Source organism: Bacillus cereus (assembly GCF_002567495.1).
Taxonomy (GTDB): domain Bacteria; phylum Bacillota; class Bacilli; order Bacillales; family Bacillaceae_G; genus Bacillus_A; species Bacillus_A cereus_AQ.
Genome location: NZ_NVAP01000063.1, coordinates 1 through 12,688, shown reverse-complemented (window position 1 = coordinate 12,688; position 12,688 = coordinate 1). Strand labels below are relative to the sequence as shown.

The following is a 12,688-nucleotide window of genomic DNA, read 5'->3' as shown; positions in this document are numbered from 1 at the left end:
CATTCCAAGTATTATTCCTATGCCTAAAATACTAAGAAGGAACACTTTTATAATTTGTTTTTTACTTGTATCCTTCATATATTCCTCCTCGTATAAAAAATTCAATTTTTCAAAGGTAATTGGTTATTTACAAACTATGTAATGGACATCTATCTCCCGCCCTTTTTAGTCTCAAACATCAATACTTTAAGATTTTAAGTTTAATATAAAAGTTTAAAGATAAGATAAAGATAAGATAAAGGGCATTTTTTATACGTACTTTAAAAGATATTGGTACAAAGGGATATGTGGGACAAATCATTGATATAAATGGATTTAGTAATAACGGAAAGGTTAACGTACAAATTATTAATTATGGAGATATCATTCCGGAAGATTTACCTTATCTTTTCAATATACTTTATATAAAAAACTACAACATAACATATAATAAAAAACGGCGAACCCTCCACGTAGGAGAATCCACCGTAACAAATAAATGATTATTTCACACCTAGTTTTTCTTTTGCTTTCTTAGGAAGCTCGTCTTCCTGCACTTCCTCCCAAGCTGTTACACCTTTTTTATCTGAATGATATACACGTAGGAGTGCCTCTTTACGAAGATTCTTTTGTGCAATAAATTCTAACTCTTTTTCCTTACCTTCCTTATCAAAACCCGATAATGTATATTCATACTCCTTTCCCATCACTTTACCATCCATAGATTTTGAAACTCCCTCTTTTCCATCCATTGTAATTTGAACGTAATATTCATCTTTACCCATACGATTGATATCACACCCAACTAGCAGACTTGCAAATACAACTAAAAGGCTAAAAAGTGCCATATATTTTTTCATATTGTTCACCTCATTGATTTTCTATGCTACTGTAATCTTAATCTGTTTTCGTTTGAAGAGAAATTCAAAAACATTACGTCAACATTACATTTTCGAAAGATAATAAAGTTACCTATATCAATATTTATAAATGTGATATTTACTTAACCATTAAAAATTATTTAAACGATTACTTTCTTCATTTTTTTACTATTTCATAACTTGTTTCAAATTAACTCTTCGTATTTATTGTCTTCTAACGATCATCACACATGACTTAATACATTATTGAAAGGAAAAAAGCTCTGCACTATGCAGGCTTTCTTTATGATTTCACTACTAAATTATTCATAAAACTCTCTATAGAATTTGCCTGGAATATACGGAAATAAGGAGATTGTACGTCGTAATATTTGTCGGTAATGATAAGAATTGAAGGAAAGAATTTAGAAGTTTTCGGTTGCCAAGATTCATTATGCCATTCTTGGCTATGGAAGTATAACTCATATCTATTTATCTTATCTTGCATTATTTTTTTACTGTACACTGACTTTTGAAGTTCAATAAAGAATGGCGACCTACGCCATATAGTAAAAGCATCCGGCTCCATATATTCCTTTCCATACTTTGGTTCCACTTTGAATAACTTAGGATTTTCATAATGAACAAGTTGTTTGTATACGTCCACAATACCAAGGAAATGAGGGATTTTTTGACTGGTTTTTCTGATAGAACTTGGTTGTGGAAAATAAATGTATGGGTGCTGCGATACGTTAGCATCAACATGTCCGTCTCTTCTTAATCGTTTCATAACCGTATTACAGCAGGTTATCGCATTCTTTAAGCCTTGAAAATGCAAGTCAATAATATCGTCTCGGGACATGCATCTAAATTGCTTCAAATCATTCAGAATTCCTTTATCTCTACTCTTCATCATCTAACACCCCAAATAACGGAATTTCTTCTTGCGATGAATTCTTGAGTATCTTCTCCTCTTTAGACATGCGATATGGTTCAACAATTTGTTTCGCCTTACTTAATTCCAAATAAGGAGCTTGCACTTTCTTTAATCCATTGCGTTTAAAAATCATTTGTCCAGATTGCTCTAAATACTCTGAACCAGGAGTACCCATAATATTACTATTAATCACACTATCACATTTAAAGCCCATTCTTACAGTCATATTAAGTTTTAACTTACCATCTAACACCTTGGCATCTGGCCTCTGCATACTAAGTAAAAGAAAAACCCCAAGTGATCGCCCAACTGCTGAAATCTTTTCAATCGTAGCCATACACTCTTTTTCATCTTTAAGCATAGCTACCTCATCGATAGCAAGTAGGATATATGGCTTTTGATGATTTGGATTTAATTTGTTGTACGCATCAATATGATCAACTTCATATTCTTCCATAAGTTTTCTTCGTTCCCTGATTTCCCTCCATAACTTTTGAAGCATTATTTTCATTTCGATTTCTTCCATACAAACCTCTTTTACATGCTTCACTCTACGTAAGAAATGGAATTCAGAGTTTTTTAAATCACCAAGATACAAATGCAACGTATTAGGGGACATATATTGAATGAGTGTAGATAGTACAACACGTACCATACTACTTTTCCCACTTCCCGTTTCTCCTGCGATTAATAAGTGCGGTGAATTGGAACCAATCATGTCGTACGCAATCATTTTTCCGTATTGGTCCCTGCCGACCACAACAGGTAAACCGTAACCTTTTAATTGTGGCTGCCATTCTTTATAACGATAAGTATACGGCTTTAGCCCTGCATTCGAATGAAATACATGTAGGACAAACTTTTTTACATCCCCTTCAATTGTAATATTCCGTCCTAATATTTGCTGAAAACAAAACCACTTCTTTTCAATCTTCTGTGGATCTAATCCGTTTGGTATGGTAAATACATATCTCACGCTTTCTGTTGAAGAAGATATATTATATATCTTTGGATAAATAGGCACTTTCCCCCCGCGTGTGTGATGTTCCGTATATAGACCTGCTTTTCCAAATACCTCTATAAGTTGATTCCTTAACCTTTTTGTATGAAGCCACTTCTTTATCATTCTCATATACTTCCCCCTAAAACATGATTAGGATGCGAATAAATACATATCCAATCAAACAAACTCCACCTATTCGCATGCCGTAATAAATACCTTCACTTATAAATTTAGCTGCCGATATATGGTCATGTCGCACTAAATATTTTTCTAATATGACTGCCCCTATTAAAACCGTTCCCATTACTCCTAATGCAATGTAAGTATGCAGTACCTGATCCGACATATGAAGAAATGCGAAAGGACTAACTGAATTGTATTTACGTATTTTCTTTTCTTTCTCTTCGTAAGATCGATTCATACACTCACGAAAAGAAATTGTTTCCTTCCTACCACGCATTTAAATGCCCTCCTCTATAAACAAAATGAACAAACTAGATAAAATATAGGGTTTATACGCCTATTACCTTGATAGCATTATCTTGATTGTTAACTTGGTAGATACTTTGCTAGTACAAATGCTAGTTGATTTGGTATCTAATTTGGTAATAAGTTTGCTAGATACGATAGTAGCTACCTTGATACATCATATTGCGTAGGGCTTGTACATTATTAACACTTTTGTTTAAAAAAATCATGCTTTGGTAAAGATGTGATTAATAGAGGATTTATGAATAGGAGTGTTCACAATGTTTGGCTTGGGGAAACCATTATCAAGATTTGGTAAATTTTTAAAAAGAAATAGTATTACTCAAACCGAATTAAAGGAATGGAGTGGAGTAAATCAAAATACAATTAGTCGTATTTCTCGTGCAAATACATACAAACCTTCATTAGGGAATGGCCAAAAAATAATTAGGGCCTTAAAAAGAAAAGGTTACAGCGTAGACTTTGAGGATTTCTGGATGTAATAATCAGCTCGTTAAACCGAGCTGATTATTTTTTGAAGAATTCATCATTCTTTTTGATTTTTGTGCCGTGTTAGCTTATATAAAAGTGCTAAAATTCCAAAGAACGTGTATAAAAAGTGACAAACAAAAGATATATTGTCAATAGCAATAATATTAATACACAAGTAAAATACACGATAGAAATACGCTTTCTATTCTCTTTCCAATTACGTATACTGGAAATTATAAAACTTACTATCACCATGCAACAAATCCCTACCAAAAACACCAATACATACTCGTGAATAATAGCACCACAAATTAAAAATATAACTGCTAATATTGCTAATAGTGAATGAACTACACGCAAAAATAACCTCTCCTTATCTCATTGGAAACCTATTAATGTACTATTATTTTATTTAGCAAACAGATGATTTCCAATTTGTGCAACGGTTTGACGTGTTGTAATCCATTTATCAGTCGAGGTTTTTGGATTGTAGAAATAAAGCCAATCAGCATTTGTTCCTTTTGAAATGAGAGCCTCTTCTACCGCCATTCTTGCTTCCTGTGTAGCGGGCTGATTAATTCTACCATCTGTAACAGGAGTAAATGCATAACCATTTTTAATCGGTTCATAAATTACGTCTGTAATTGTATTTGGAAAACCATTTGCGTTAGCACGATTTAATACTACCTTTGCAACTGCAACCTTTCCTGCATGCGGTTCTCCTCCTGCTTCTGCATTTACTAATCGAGCCATTAAATCCACTTCTTGTAATGAAATACCAGTATCAATCTTTAAGTGCTGACCGACAAAAATATGGTTTTTGTCTACGTTATTGTTTTGTTTTATTGACTGTATTGAAACCTTATATTGTTTTGATATAGAACTTAATGTATCCCCACTTTTCACTTGGTAAATTGCTTGATATGTATTAGTTGAAACGGGTGAATTATTTTTTTGAACATATTTGTTTGCAGTTGACGATACCGGAATTGTTAAACGTTCTCCAATATTAATTTGATCATTTTCTTTATTGTTTTCTTGTTTAAGTGATTGTACGGACACCTCATATTGTTTACTTATTGCTTCTAGGGTATCATTCTTTTGAACCGTATAAACCGTTGAAGCCGCAGTCCCTACTGGATTTGATACTACTGTAATCATTGCAGCAGATAATGGTAACCAGGTTTTCGCCTTACATAACTTCATTCAAAAAAGCCTCCTAAAAATTATTAAGTACTCTTAATATGTTTAAGTTAAAAACAAATCAAGCTATTTATAGCGTAACAAAACATTGAATTCAAGTCATTGAATTTGTATTTCTATATAGTAATTGGGTTGCTTATGATATTGAAATTGAATTATTATAGTTATGTTTCAAAAGAATCGGACAATCTAATTCTTAAACTAAATATGGTGAAAGTAGAGGCTTATTTCAATTGCCTAATAGTTTCTTTACTAAGAACTGTTTCTATATGCTATACTGACTCCGAATTAATTGTAGAAGGAATGATAAAAATGAGTGATAGATCCTCAAGACGATGGAAAATGCAACAAAAGTTACAGGCACTGAAAACAAAAAATAGCAATGATACAAACCCTTTGTTTAATGAGTGTATTGAATCTCTCGGAGAGGAAACTCTCATTTTCTCTCAAAATAAAAGCCAACAAATTGCAAATACTTTAATAAATTCATTTCCTATAACTGTCTCTGGAAGAATAGATTGGGAACAGATAGACAATCAATTAATAGCTTTAAATAAAGAGCAACTAATTTCCCTTATTAAAGAAAACAAACCAGGTTTTGATGAACAAATTTTTATACTATGGGATAACTATGAAATCCCTGTAATAAGCACAAATCTTGATAAAGTATTCCAATCACTAGTTGATATTGATGCAGTCAGTTTTTATTTCTGGTTATTGGATAAAGAAAATAAATTTATAATTGAAATAAAAAATGAAGAAATGATTATGGTTGGATTTCGCTAATAATCCACTTCACTTTCCGCATTCTCTTTTTCTATAAATGAGCTTTTTCCTAGTAGGTTATAGCAAACGACAAGACTATTATTTTTTTCTTCTAATTTCGTGCTTATATTCGTTTATTTTGTTATCTTTCCTTAACAACAAACAAGACGCCACCCAGATCACGGAAGCGCCTACAATACTTGCTATAAACTTAACCAAACTTATTTACCTTCACGTCATTTATTTCTTTGTTTCCATACCCCATTTTCTTTACGATAAGTATTCTTTCCATTCATGAATCCCGCTGTATTACCAGAAATTTTATATTTCTTATTCTTAGCTTTCTTCTTCATCCTCTTTTCTTCTTGAACAGTTTGCAGATCCACCTTCCATTGTTTCAGCAAATCCTCTTTACGTCGCATCGAATTTGTACCCCTTATATTGAAAAATAAATTGAACAATCATATTATATACATTTAAATATATTTTTCAATAAAAAGAGAGCACCCCCGCTACTGATGCTCTCAATGTGAATCGGGGTTATCCTGAGCATTGAATAGGACACGAAGAACTCGTCCTATTACATAATATGCTTGTCCTTATAATAATGTGCATTAAAAAAGCACCCTCGCACAGGTTCCAAATATGACATATAATTTGAGGTAACTAACATGTTCGAAAAGACCCTTCCATATCATTGTATGATTAATTATCTTTATACTTAGATGACTCCTTAAGTACGTTTAATGTGTAATTTCTATACAACTAAAAAAAGCACCTGCATCATATAACTTTCTATCTTTCTTAGCTTATTCGCTTTATGTTTGGTGGTTGGGAGAAAACTAAGAATCTTCTCATTTATACTCCATAGGTCCAGTCAGTACTTCTGTTGTCCCCTCACCTTCGCTAACCGATTATGGTTACACAACATGATACCTACAAACAAACAAATAAATCTATATATAGTTTTAAAAATAATTGATCAAGTGTTAAAATTGCATAGATACTCTTTAAGGAGTTCTCATGTAAAATTAGCAAGAGTTTAAAAATTCTCGAATCTTAGCCCCTTGGAGCACCCTCCAAGGGGCTGAACCAATTAAAATATAGATTATATGTACCTTTATTATTTTCATTGACTCCATATATTGCATATACATAATATTTTTGTAAAAAATCACGTGTTTCAAATACAACATTTTTTAAAGAACTCTAATCTTTCCATAAGAGTTCTTTTTTAATAATGCATTTGTTTAAATTCTTAAATTTGGCCAGACAGTCCAGTAATTCTCAATACTTTGTCAATCATCATGATTGTCGAAACCCATATAAATAATTATTTTATCTTGATATCCTAATAATACAATAGAAAAAAATTGATGAAGTTATGTACCAACAAACAAAATTTACATGAATCAATTACCAAAAATAGCTGAAAATTTTTGGTTACAGCGCATTTACCTTTATGAATATGAGATACAGACAAAATACGGGAAAATAGGTCATAGGACCGAAATAAAGTCCGAAAATTCTAAACTATATTTTTATTTCCTTTCGACACAATATGACAATATAAAGATATATACTATGTTATTATTAACGTTGCAATCTTAAATTTTACATAATTGGAGGAACAAACGTGGGAAAAATATTTAAGTTTGGATGCCTAGGCATTATAGCTTTATTTGTAATCGGAATAATTGCTATGGTTGCTGGTGGCGGAGATTCAACAGAAAAAACTTCAACAAACACTAAAGCAGTATCAAAAGAAGGGGTATCTTCTGATGTAAAAATCGCTGTAGGGTCTATGGAAACAGTAAATTCTGTTGGCAATGAATATACAAAAGAACAAGCACAAGGTGTCTTTAAAATTTTAGAAGTTACACTTACTAATGATCAAAAAGACGCTATCACTGTTGATGCTAACAGCTTTAAATTAGTAGATAGTAAAGGTCGTGAATTCACATATTCAACACAAGGTCAAACATCTTTTGACTTAGCTAACGGTGGAAAAACTGACTTCTTCTTAAAACAATTGAATCCTGGTCTAACACAAACAGGTAAAATTGTATTTGATATACCAAAAGATGCTGAAGGACTTTTCTTAAAAGCTAGTGGTGGTATGACGGGTAAAGAAATTAACTTAAAAGTAGAATAGTAAAAAGGTACTCGAAAGAGTACCTTTTTTTCTCGCTGACCAACATTACTTAACGTGATAAAATAAGATATGGATGGGATTCCAATACATATTATTAAAATAAAGATGGTTCAAGTCGGAGAAAAGCACCTTAGGTTGGCTTTTCTTTTCGGAAATTGACTCTACACAAAGAAAAAGCCTCATATATTTAGGCTTTATATTGACACTCCCACGGCTAAAGCCGCAAGTCCTACACCTTACGGTGTAATGGATGGGATTCTTGAATGACTAAGCATTCGCAGTCCATTTCTGTTTTGAACAGCCTTCAAGATGAGGGTGTGCCATCACCCCTCCTAAGACAGACCATATAGGTTCTTAGGCTGATTGACTATTACCGCCAACCACAGTTGCGTAGCGAATATTCATCGCCCCAACGATATCACGATGTTTCTCAAATCCACATTGGCACTTATATTTTCTGTCTTGCACCTTGTTCTTTTCAGAACATTTCGGACATTTTTGACTTGTATAAGAAGGGTTCACATATTCGACCTTTATGCCAACTAATGTCGCTTTGTACTCGATGAATTGTGCTAAACGATGGAATGACCAAGTGTGTAGATTTTTTTCGTTTTTACGGCTTGTTCGTGCCGTCTGTCTAATGTTCGTTAGTTGCTCTAATCGAATGACAGAAATATTATTATCCTTTGCAAAATCAACGATTACACGACTTACTTTGTGGTCTTGGTCTTGCATCCATCTTTGTTCTTTATCATCAAGTTGACGAAGGGCATTCAGTTTCTTAGCTTCTCCTAACTTATGGCGAACACTGCGAAACTTACGTTTCATAAATTTTTTTTGCCTACCGTTCCCGAAGAAACGAATTTTATCATCTTCTGTGATGGCTACCGCAGGAACTTTGAGACCTAAGTCTACTCCTAAAATCTTTGTTCCCGTTTTTTCGTTTGTAGGAATCGTGACAGATATTTGAGCAATCCATTTAGCAGATTTCTTCGTGATACGAAGTGTACCTAACTTGTGCTTCAACTATGACGCCCATTACAATTCCAAAAAACCATGAATTCGAAAAATATCCAACTAAGCCAAACGTTATAACTCCTGGTAAATATAAGTTGGCATAGGCTATTAAGTTAGGTATAGCTTTTTCTACTGTTAATTTGAAGCTATATTTAATTATTAAATATATAGTACTTAACCCCACTATTAAACCAGCCAGACTTATTAGCAAATTTTTAAAAGTTTCACCTATCATTATAATTTCCTCCCTTAATGTTTTAATTTTAATAACTCGTAGTGTTTTCACATTACAAATTAACAACTCATCGCACTCTCTTTATAGAAAATCTCTAAATAATGGGACCAGCTTAATTGTTTTTAAAAATAAAAAAACCTTTCAGGTATATGAATAATTGCAAGCAGTTTTGCTCTACAAAATCATAGCCCCGAAAGGGTTATATTAGTAATTGATTATGAAAAGTAAAAAAAATTCTTATCTATATAATACCCTTAGTTGTCTTAATTTTCAATATATAATAGTTAGTTCTCCTAATCGATAAAAACAATAAATCATAATAAAAGAAATGTTTTTATGATTTATAAACATATTTACTTTGTTACCATAACTACCAAGTTATTTTTTCACATTATATTTTTTTATTATAATACTATTAGGAAATTCCAGTATAGAAAGAAGTGTATTTGATGACAGAAGTTGATCTTGTTCTAGCTGGTGGTGGTAAAGAAGCCTATCACATAGTTGTATGGAAAGCATTCAATGAATACGGTATTAGTGACAATATTTGTGCTGTTTCAGGTACATCTGTTGGAGCTTTAATTAGATATATTTCAAACAAAAGTTGAGTTGTGAATATCAATTCATCGTTAAAACAACAGAGAGCCGCTTCAGCGTATTTACCTGAAGCGGCTCTTGTTATCTCAAAAATGGTAATGGTGCTTGCTGAATTCCGTTTTGAGTTGAAATATAAAAAGATTTTGCGAATCCCTCACTGTGAATACATTCGTCTATTACGAGCATTATAGGAATCTTTCGTAAGTCTAACATTAGCTCCTTTCTAACATGTTCTGCTAAAGCGAGATTTGATATAGATAAAATAAAAATACCTGGTAAACTCTTCGTATTTTCGAAGTTCAATAAATTATTTGGTCCATTTTGAATCTGATCTTCCCAAATTTTCAATCGCGATTTTAAATGTTGTGCATATCGCTGACCTTGTTGTACCCTTTCAAATATGAAGTTTTGATTTCCAATTGGAGTTTTAATTTCTCCTACAGCAATTGGATTATAGCCATTACCAGTACCTTTTAGCTTTGGATACCAGCACCAGTTTTTTAATAGCTGTTGGCCTACTGCAAACTCATATTTTATTTGATTCATAGTGACAAATCTTTGTACCCCTGCTACTCCAAGTCTTAACCACTGTTCTGGCTTTAAAGAATAGTTTGTATTACGGTTATGATAAGCCCACATCATCAAATGACCTGCAGTATTTAAAGTGATTGGAGCAGAGGTTTTGGGATGATCCGGAAATAGTCCCGATCTTATCTCCCATCGACTAACAAATCCATACAGTACCAGTTTTTTCAGCGATTCTGAAACCTGTGACCTACTAATTTTAGATTCCACAAAATTTTTGATTTGAGCTTCAGTAATCGCTAGTGAATCCCAAATAAGCTTTAGTATTAAATTGTCTTTTTCATTTATAAAACCTGAATTAATTCTGTCATATATACTACGTAAATCTGTGAGTGGTTTAAATTTATCTGGAAGAATTGGTCCCCCCTGTAAAGAGGGATCATCCCAAAGTGATAACGATTCGTCCCTATTAAGCCAATATTGAACCGCCTTTCCATTCTCTTGTACGGAAACCTGCGGCGCGCTCATTAGTTATATAAAAACGCCGTTGGATCGTTAACTTTTTTGCGTCCAAATGGAAACTTAAAGATAACCCCCGACCCTCTCTCTTTTTCTACATCCACACTTACAATTCTCATACTTACTACGTCATCCAATACTGGCTGTTCGATTGTTTTAGGGACAATTCCTTTAATTGTGCAGCCTTGGTCCAATTCAACAAAAACTCCAAAACGCGGGTCAACATTTACAACCCTTCCTACAATTGTATCCCCTTCAGCTAATTCAGATAATAACTGATAAGGATTTTCCACTGCCGCTTTCCTAGAAACATGAATTAGTCGTTGCTCCGGATTAAATTGTAGAACCTTAACCGGGATGCGTTCACCAATAGGCGCATAGCGATCCACAGCGTTTTTATACACTCTTCCATAATTTAGTTCATGTAATTTCATGAAACATTCTGCACCATTAATGCGTAAGAATATGGTTGGAACCTGAGCATTCATATTGTATCCAGTTACTTCTGCTTCGTAGGTTGGCTCTTGCAGTCTTTCATCTTGCTCCAATTCTATTAACTCACGAATTAACGCATCTGCAGATCTCCTGCTTGCTTCTTTTACTGAAACCTGAACTTTATTTACATCCAGTTCATCAGATATTTGAGTAATTACTACGTTAAAAATATTACCTGTGAAGTGTGTAATACTCCTAAAAGAGTAATCAGAGAAGTCTTCTTTTTTACAAACCCCTATAATCTTACCGTTTTCAAGGGCAAACTCAGCATATTCAGTAACTGGGTCGTCTTTATCTTGTCTTTTAACCGTTCTCAATACTGCTTGAATTGGCTCTTTATATCTACGTAGTCCCTGTAGCTTTTCATAAGTTTTTGAATCCATTAAAATATCTCCTCTCCCTCGTTCAATATTTATAAAGTTCAAAAATAATACTTCTACTTGAATTATTGTTACTTTTAGCTAAGAAACTAAGCTTTTTAGAAATATTTTCTGTAATTTATAATTGTGCTATTTTTCATATTTATAATCTCTATTATTTTTTCATTATTTTCAAAAGGTGAAACTCAGCAAGAAGCAATAGAAGTTGTAAACGACATTGTTACTGGTCCTAATAGGAAGACACTATTAATCGTTGCTGTGGTATTTGTAATTGGAGGAATATTTATTGTTGGTAGTATTGTAAATAATGGCTATGAACCAAATACACATCCAAGTATGCGAGACGATTGTGAACCTTTAGGAAGTGCTCATTATGGTGGAGAATGGGATACAGGTGGTCTTTTTGGAGAAGCAAAATATGTCTATAATAAACTGATGGATCGGATAATGAATAATATACATAAAGAAAAGGCGCCCATATAAGGGTGCCTTTTCCAATAGTTTTTTTAGCAGAAGCAACTGCATCCGATAATGATTAATAAAATAAACAATACAACTAATAAAGCAAATCCTCCAGCAAAACCGCAGCCTTCGCCGCAACTACCACCATATCCCATAACAATAGTGCCTCCTTTAGCTCAGAGGGAAAAACTAGGGTTCATTCCATGTGATTTAATGGGTTCACATTACCTTATGTATTTAAGAATGAATTGAGCAGGTCCTTTTGAAAATAAAGAAAAGACACCCTAAGGTGCCTTCCTCCGACTTGAACCACGTTCATTTAGTATAAACCTATCCGTATTATCCCTTTGTTATACGTGTAAACACATCCTATAAAACAGAATCGTCTATATACACCAGATTGTTAGTTCACAAAGTACAAGAGATTTGAGATCAGTATTAGAGTGACGCCACACCTTTTATAATTATCGATATGTTACGCCTTTCAAAAGAATCTGCTTTATAGAATGTATCCACAATTTATATTTTACTATATGTAATATTTATTTGGTGTAATTTTTATGAATATGTATAATTGCATAAAGTTTATGAAAAAA

At 33.0% G+C, this 12,688-nt stretch carries 14 protein-coding genes and 3 pseudogenes; 5 read left to right on the top strand and 12 right to left on the bottom strand.

The features are described 5' to 3' along the window. From COK05_RS32250 to COK05_RS27520, 5 genes and pseudogenes are all read right to left on the bottom strand, one after another. Window positions 1–78: pseudogene (locus COK05_RS32250) on the bottom strand (lysozyme family protein); the annotation flags it as partial. A 404-nt stretch (window positions 79–482) separates the two neighbouring features. Further along, entirely contained in the window at window positions 483–839 is a 357-nt protein-coding gene (locus tag COK05_RS27535; protein WP_098615065.1) for a YxeA family protein, read from the bottom strand. 304 nt (window positions 840–1,143) lie between these two features. After that, complete coding sequence (locus COK05_RS27530) at window positions 1,144–1,719, bottom strand: replication-relaxation family protein (protein ID WP_098615068.1); 576 nt, start codon at window positions 1,717–1,719, stop codon at window positions 1,144–1,146. A gap of 22 nt (window positions 1,720–1,741) precedes the next feature. Further along, window positions 1,742–2,908 carry an FtsK/SpoIIIE domain-containing protein gene (locus tag COK05_RS27525; protein ID WP_098615064.1) on the bottom strand — a complete coding sequence of 389 codons (1,167 nt, stop codon included), beginning with the start codon at window positions 2,906–2,908 and terminating at the stop codon, window positions 1,742–1,744. A gap of 10 nt (window positions 2,909–2,918) precedes the next feature. Then, window positions 2,919–3,239: a hypothetical protein gene (locus COK05_RS27520; protein ID WP_001214903.1), complete on the bottom strand. Its 321-nt coding sequence runs from the start codon at window positions 3,237–3,239 to the stop codon at window positions 2,919–2,921. Between the two features lie 289 nt (window positions 3,240–3,528). On the opposite strand from COK05_RS27520, the gene COK05_RS27515 reads away from it, so the two are divergent. Then, entirely contained in the window at window positions 3,529–3,750 is a 222-nt protein-coding gene (locus COK05_RS27515) for a helix-turn-helix domain-containing protein (protein WP_098615063.1), read from the top strand. Window positions 3,751–4,147: 397 nt separating this feature from the next. Here the strand turns inward: COK05_RS27515 and COK05_RS27505 are convergent, their stop codons facing one another. Then, window positions 4,148–4,945: a LysM peptidoglycan-binding domain-containing protein gene (locus COK05_RS27505; protein ID WP_098615061.1), complete on the bottom strand. Its 798-nt coding sequence runs from the start codon at window positions 4,943–4,945 to the stop codon at window positions 4,148–4,150. A 309-nt stretch (window positions 4,946–5,254) separates the two neighbouring features. On the opposite strand from COK05_RS27505, the gene COK05_RS27500 reads away from it, so the two are divergent. Continuing rightward, the gene (locus tag COK05_RS27500) at window positions 5,255–5,728 is read left to right on the top strand and encodes a CDI toxin immunity protein (RefSeq protein ID WP_141539280.1); all 474 of its coding nucleotides are present in this window, start codon (window positions 5,255–5,257) and stop codon (window positions 5,726–5,728) included. Window positions 5,729–5,943: 215 nt separating this feature from the next. Here the strand turns inward: COK05_RS27500 and COK05_RS27495 are convergent, their stop codons facing one another. After that, window positions 5,944–6,129: a hypothetical protein gene (locus COK05_RS27495; protein ID WP_098615060.1), complete on the bottom strand. Its 186-nt coding sequence runs from the start codon at window positions 6,127–6,129 to the stop codon at window positions 5,944–5,946. A gap of 1,214 nt (window positions 6,130–7,343) precedes the next feature. Between COK05_RS27495 and COK05_RS27490 the strand changes: the two genes are divergently transcribed. After that, entirely contained in the window at window positions 7,344–7,862 is a 519-nt protein-coding gene (locus COK05_RS27490) for a DUF4352 domain-containing protein (protein WP_098615059.1), read from the top strand. A 354-nt stretch (window positions 7,863–8,216) separates the two neighbouring features. Here COK05_RS27490 and COK05_RS27485 read toward each other — a convergent pair. Together COK05_RS27485 and COK05_RS27480 are read right to left on the bottom strand one after the other, a co-directional pair. Next, window positions 8,217–8,888, bottom strand: a pseudogene (locus tag COK05_RS27485) (RNA-guided endonuclease TnpB family protein); the annotation flags it as partial. Further along, window positions 8,881–9,114, bottom strand: a pseudogene (locus COK05_RS27480) (hypothetical protein); the annotation flags it as partial. The pseudogenes COK05_RS27480 and COK05_RS27485, both read right to left, overlap by 8 nt. Before the next feature lie 449 nt (window positions 9,115–9,563). On the opposite strand from COK05_RS27480, the gene COK05_RS31470 reads away from it, so the two are divergent. Further along, on the top strand, window positions 9,564–9,722 hold the full coding sequence (locus COK05_RS31470; protein ID WP_176539471.1) for a hypothetical protein: 159 nt from the start codon (window positions 9,564–9,566) through the stop codon (window positions 9,720–9,722). 70 nt (window positions 9,723–9,792) lie between these two features. On the opposite strand, the gene COK05_RS27475 is transcribed toward COK05_RS31470, so the two are convergent. Together COK05_RS27475 and COK05_RS27470 are read right to left on the bottom strand one after the other, a co-directional pair. Continuing rightward, window positions 9,793–10,764 carry a hypothetical protein gene (locus tag COK05_RS27475; RefSeq protein ID WP_098615058.1) on the bottom strand — a complete coding sequence of 324 codons (972 nt, stop codon included), beginning with the start codon at window positions 10,762–10,764 and terminating at the stop codon, window positions 9,793–9,795. Further along, a complete protein-coding gene (locus COK05_RS27470; RefSeq protein ID WP_098615057.1) occupies window positions 10,764–11,633 on the bottom strand; it encodes an RNA-binding protein in 870 nt (289 codons plus the stop codon). Before COK05_RS27470 ends, COK05_RS27475 begins: the two co-directional genes overlap by 1 nt. Window positions 11,634–11,756: 123 nt before the next feature. On the opposite strand from COK05_RS27470, the gene COK05_RS27465 reads away from it, so the two are divergent. Continuing rightward, the gene (locus tag COK05_RS27465; RefSeq protein ID WP_098615056.1) at window positions 11,757–12,113 is read left to right on the top strand and encodes a hypothetical protein; all 357 of its coding nucleotides are present in this window, start codon (window positions 11,757–11,759) and stop codon (window positions 12,111–12,113) included. Window positions 12,114–12,136: 23 nt separating this feature from the next. Here the strand turns inward: COK05_RS27465 and COK05_RS27460 are convergent, their stop codons facing one another. After that, window positions 12,137–12,247 (bottom strand): YjcZ family sporulation protein, encoded by a 111-nt coding sequence (locus tag COK05_RS27460; RefSeq protein ID WP_000540371.1) that lies wholly within the window; start codon window positions 12,245–12,247, stop codon window positions 12,137–12,139. Window positions 12,248–12,688 lie beyond the last annotated feature (441 nt).

Excerpts from the sequence above, each read along its gene's own strand:
- COK05_RS27500 (WP_141539280.1), top strand. The coding sequence starts at position 5,255 with ATGAGTGATAGATCCTCAAGACGATGGAAAATGCAACAAAAGTTACAG.
- COK05_RS27505 (WP_098615061.1), bottom strand. The coding sequence starts at position 4,945 with ATGAAGTTATGTAAGGCGAAAACCTGGTTACCATTATCTGCTGCAATG.
- COK05_RS27495 (WP_098615060.1), bottom strand. The coding sequence starts at position 6,129 with ATGCGACGTAAAGAGGATTTGCTGAAACAATGGAAGGTGGATCTGCAA.
- COK05_RS27470 (WP_098615057.1), bottom strand. The coding sequence starts at position 11,633 with ATGGATTCAAAAACTTATGAAAAGCTACAGGGACTACGTAGATATAAA.
- COK05_RS27535 (WP_098615065.1), bottom strand. The coding sequence starts at position 839 with ATGAAAAAATATATGGCACTTTTTAGCCTTTTAGTTGTATTTGCAAGT.
- COK05_RS27525 (WP_098615064.1), bottom strand. The coding sequence starts at position 2,908 with ATGAGAATGATAAAGAAGTGGCTTCATACAAAAAGGTTAAGGAATCAA.
- COK05_RS31470 (WP_176539471.1), top strand. The coding sequence starts at position 9,564 with ATGACAGAAGTTGATCTTGTTCTAGCTGGTGGTGGTAAAGAAGCCTAT.
- COK05_RS27475 (WP_098615058.1), bottom strand. The coding sequence starts at position 10,764 with ATGAGCGCGCCGCAGGTTTCCGTACAAGAGAATGGAAAGGCGGTTCAA.
- COK05_RS27515 (WP_098615063.1), top strand. The coding sequence starts at position 3,529 with ATGTTTGGCTTGGGGAAACCATTATCAAGATTTGGTAAATTTTTAAAA.
- COK05_RS27520 (WP_001214903.1), bottom strand. The coding sequence starts at position 3,239 with ATGCGTGGTAGGAAGGAAACAATTTCTTTTCGTGAGTGTATGAATCGA.
- COK05_RS27460 (WP_000540371.1), bottom strand. The coding sequence starts at position 12,247 with ATGGGATATGGTGGTAGTTGCGGCGAAGGCTGCGGTTTTGCTGGAGGA.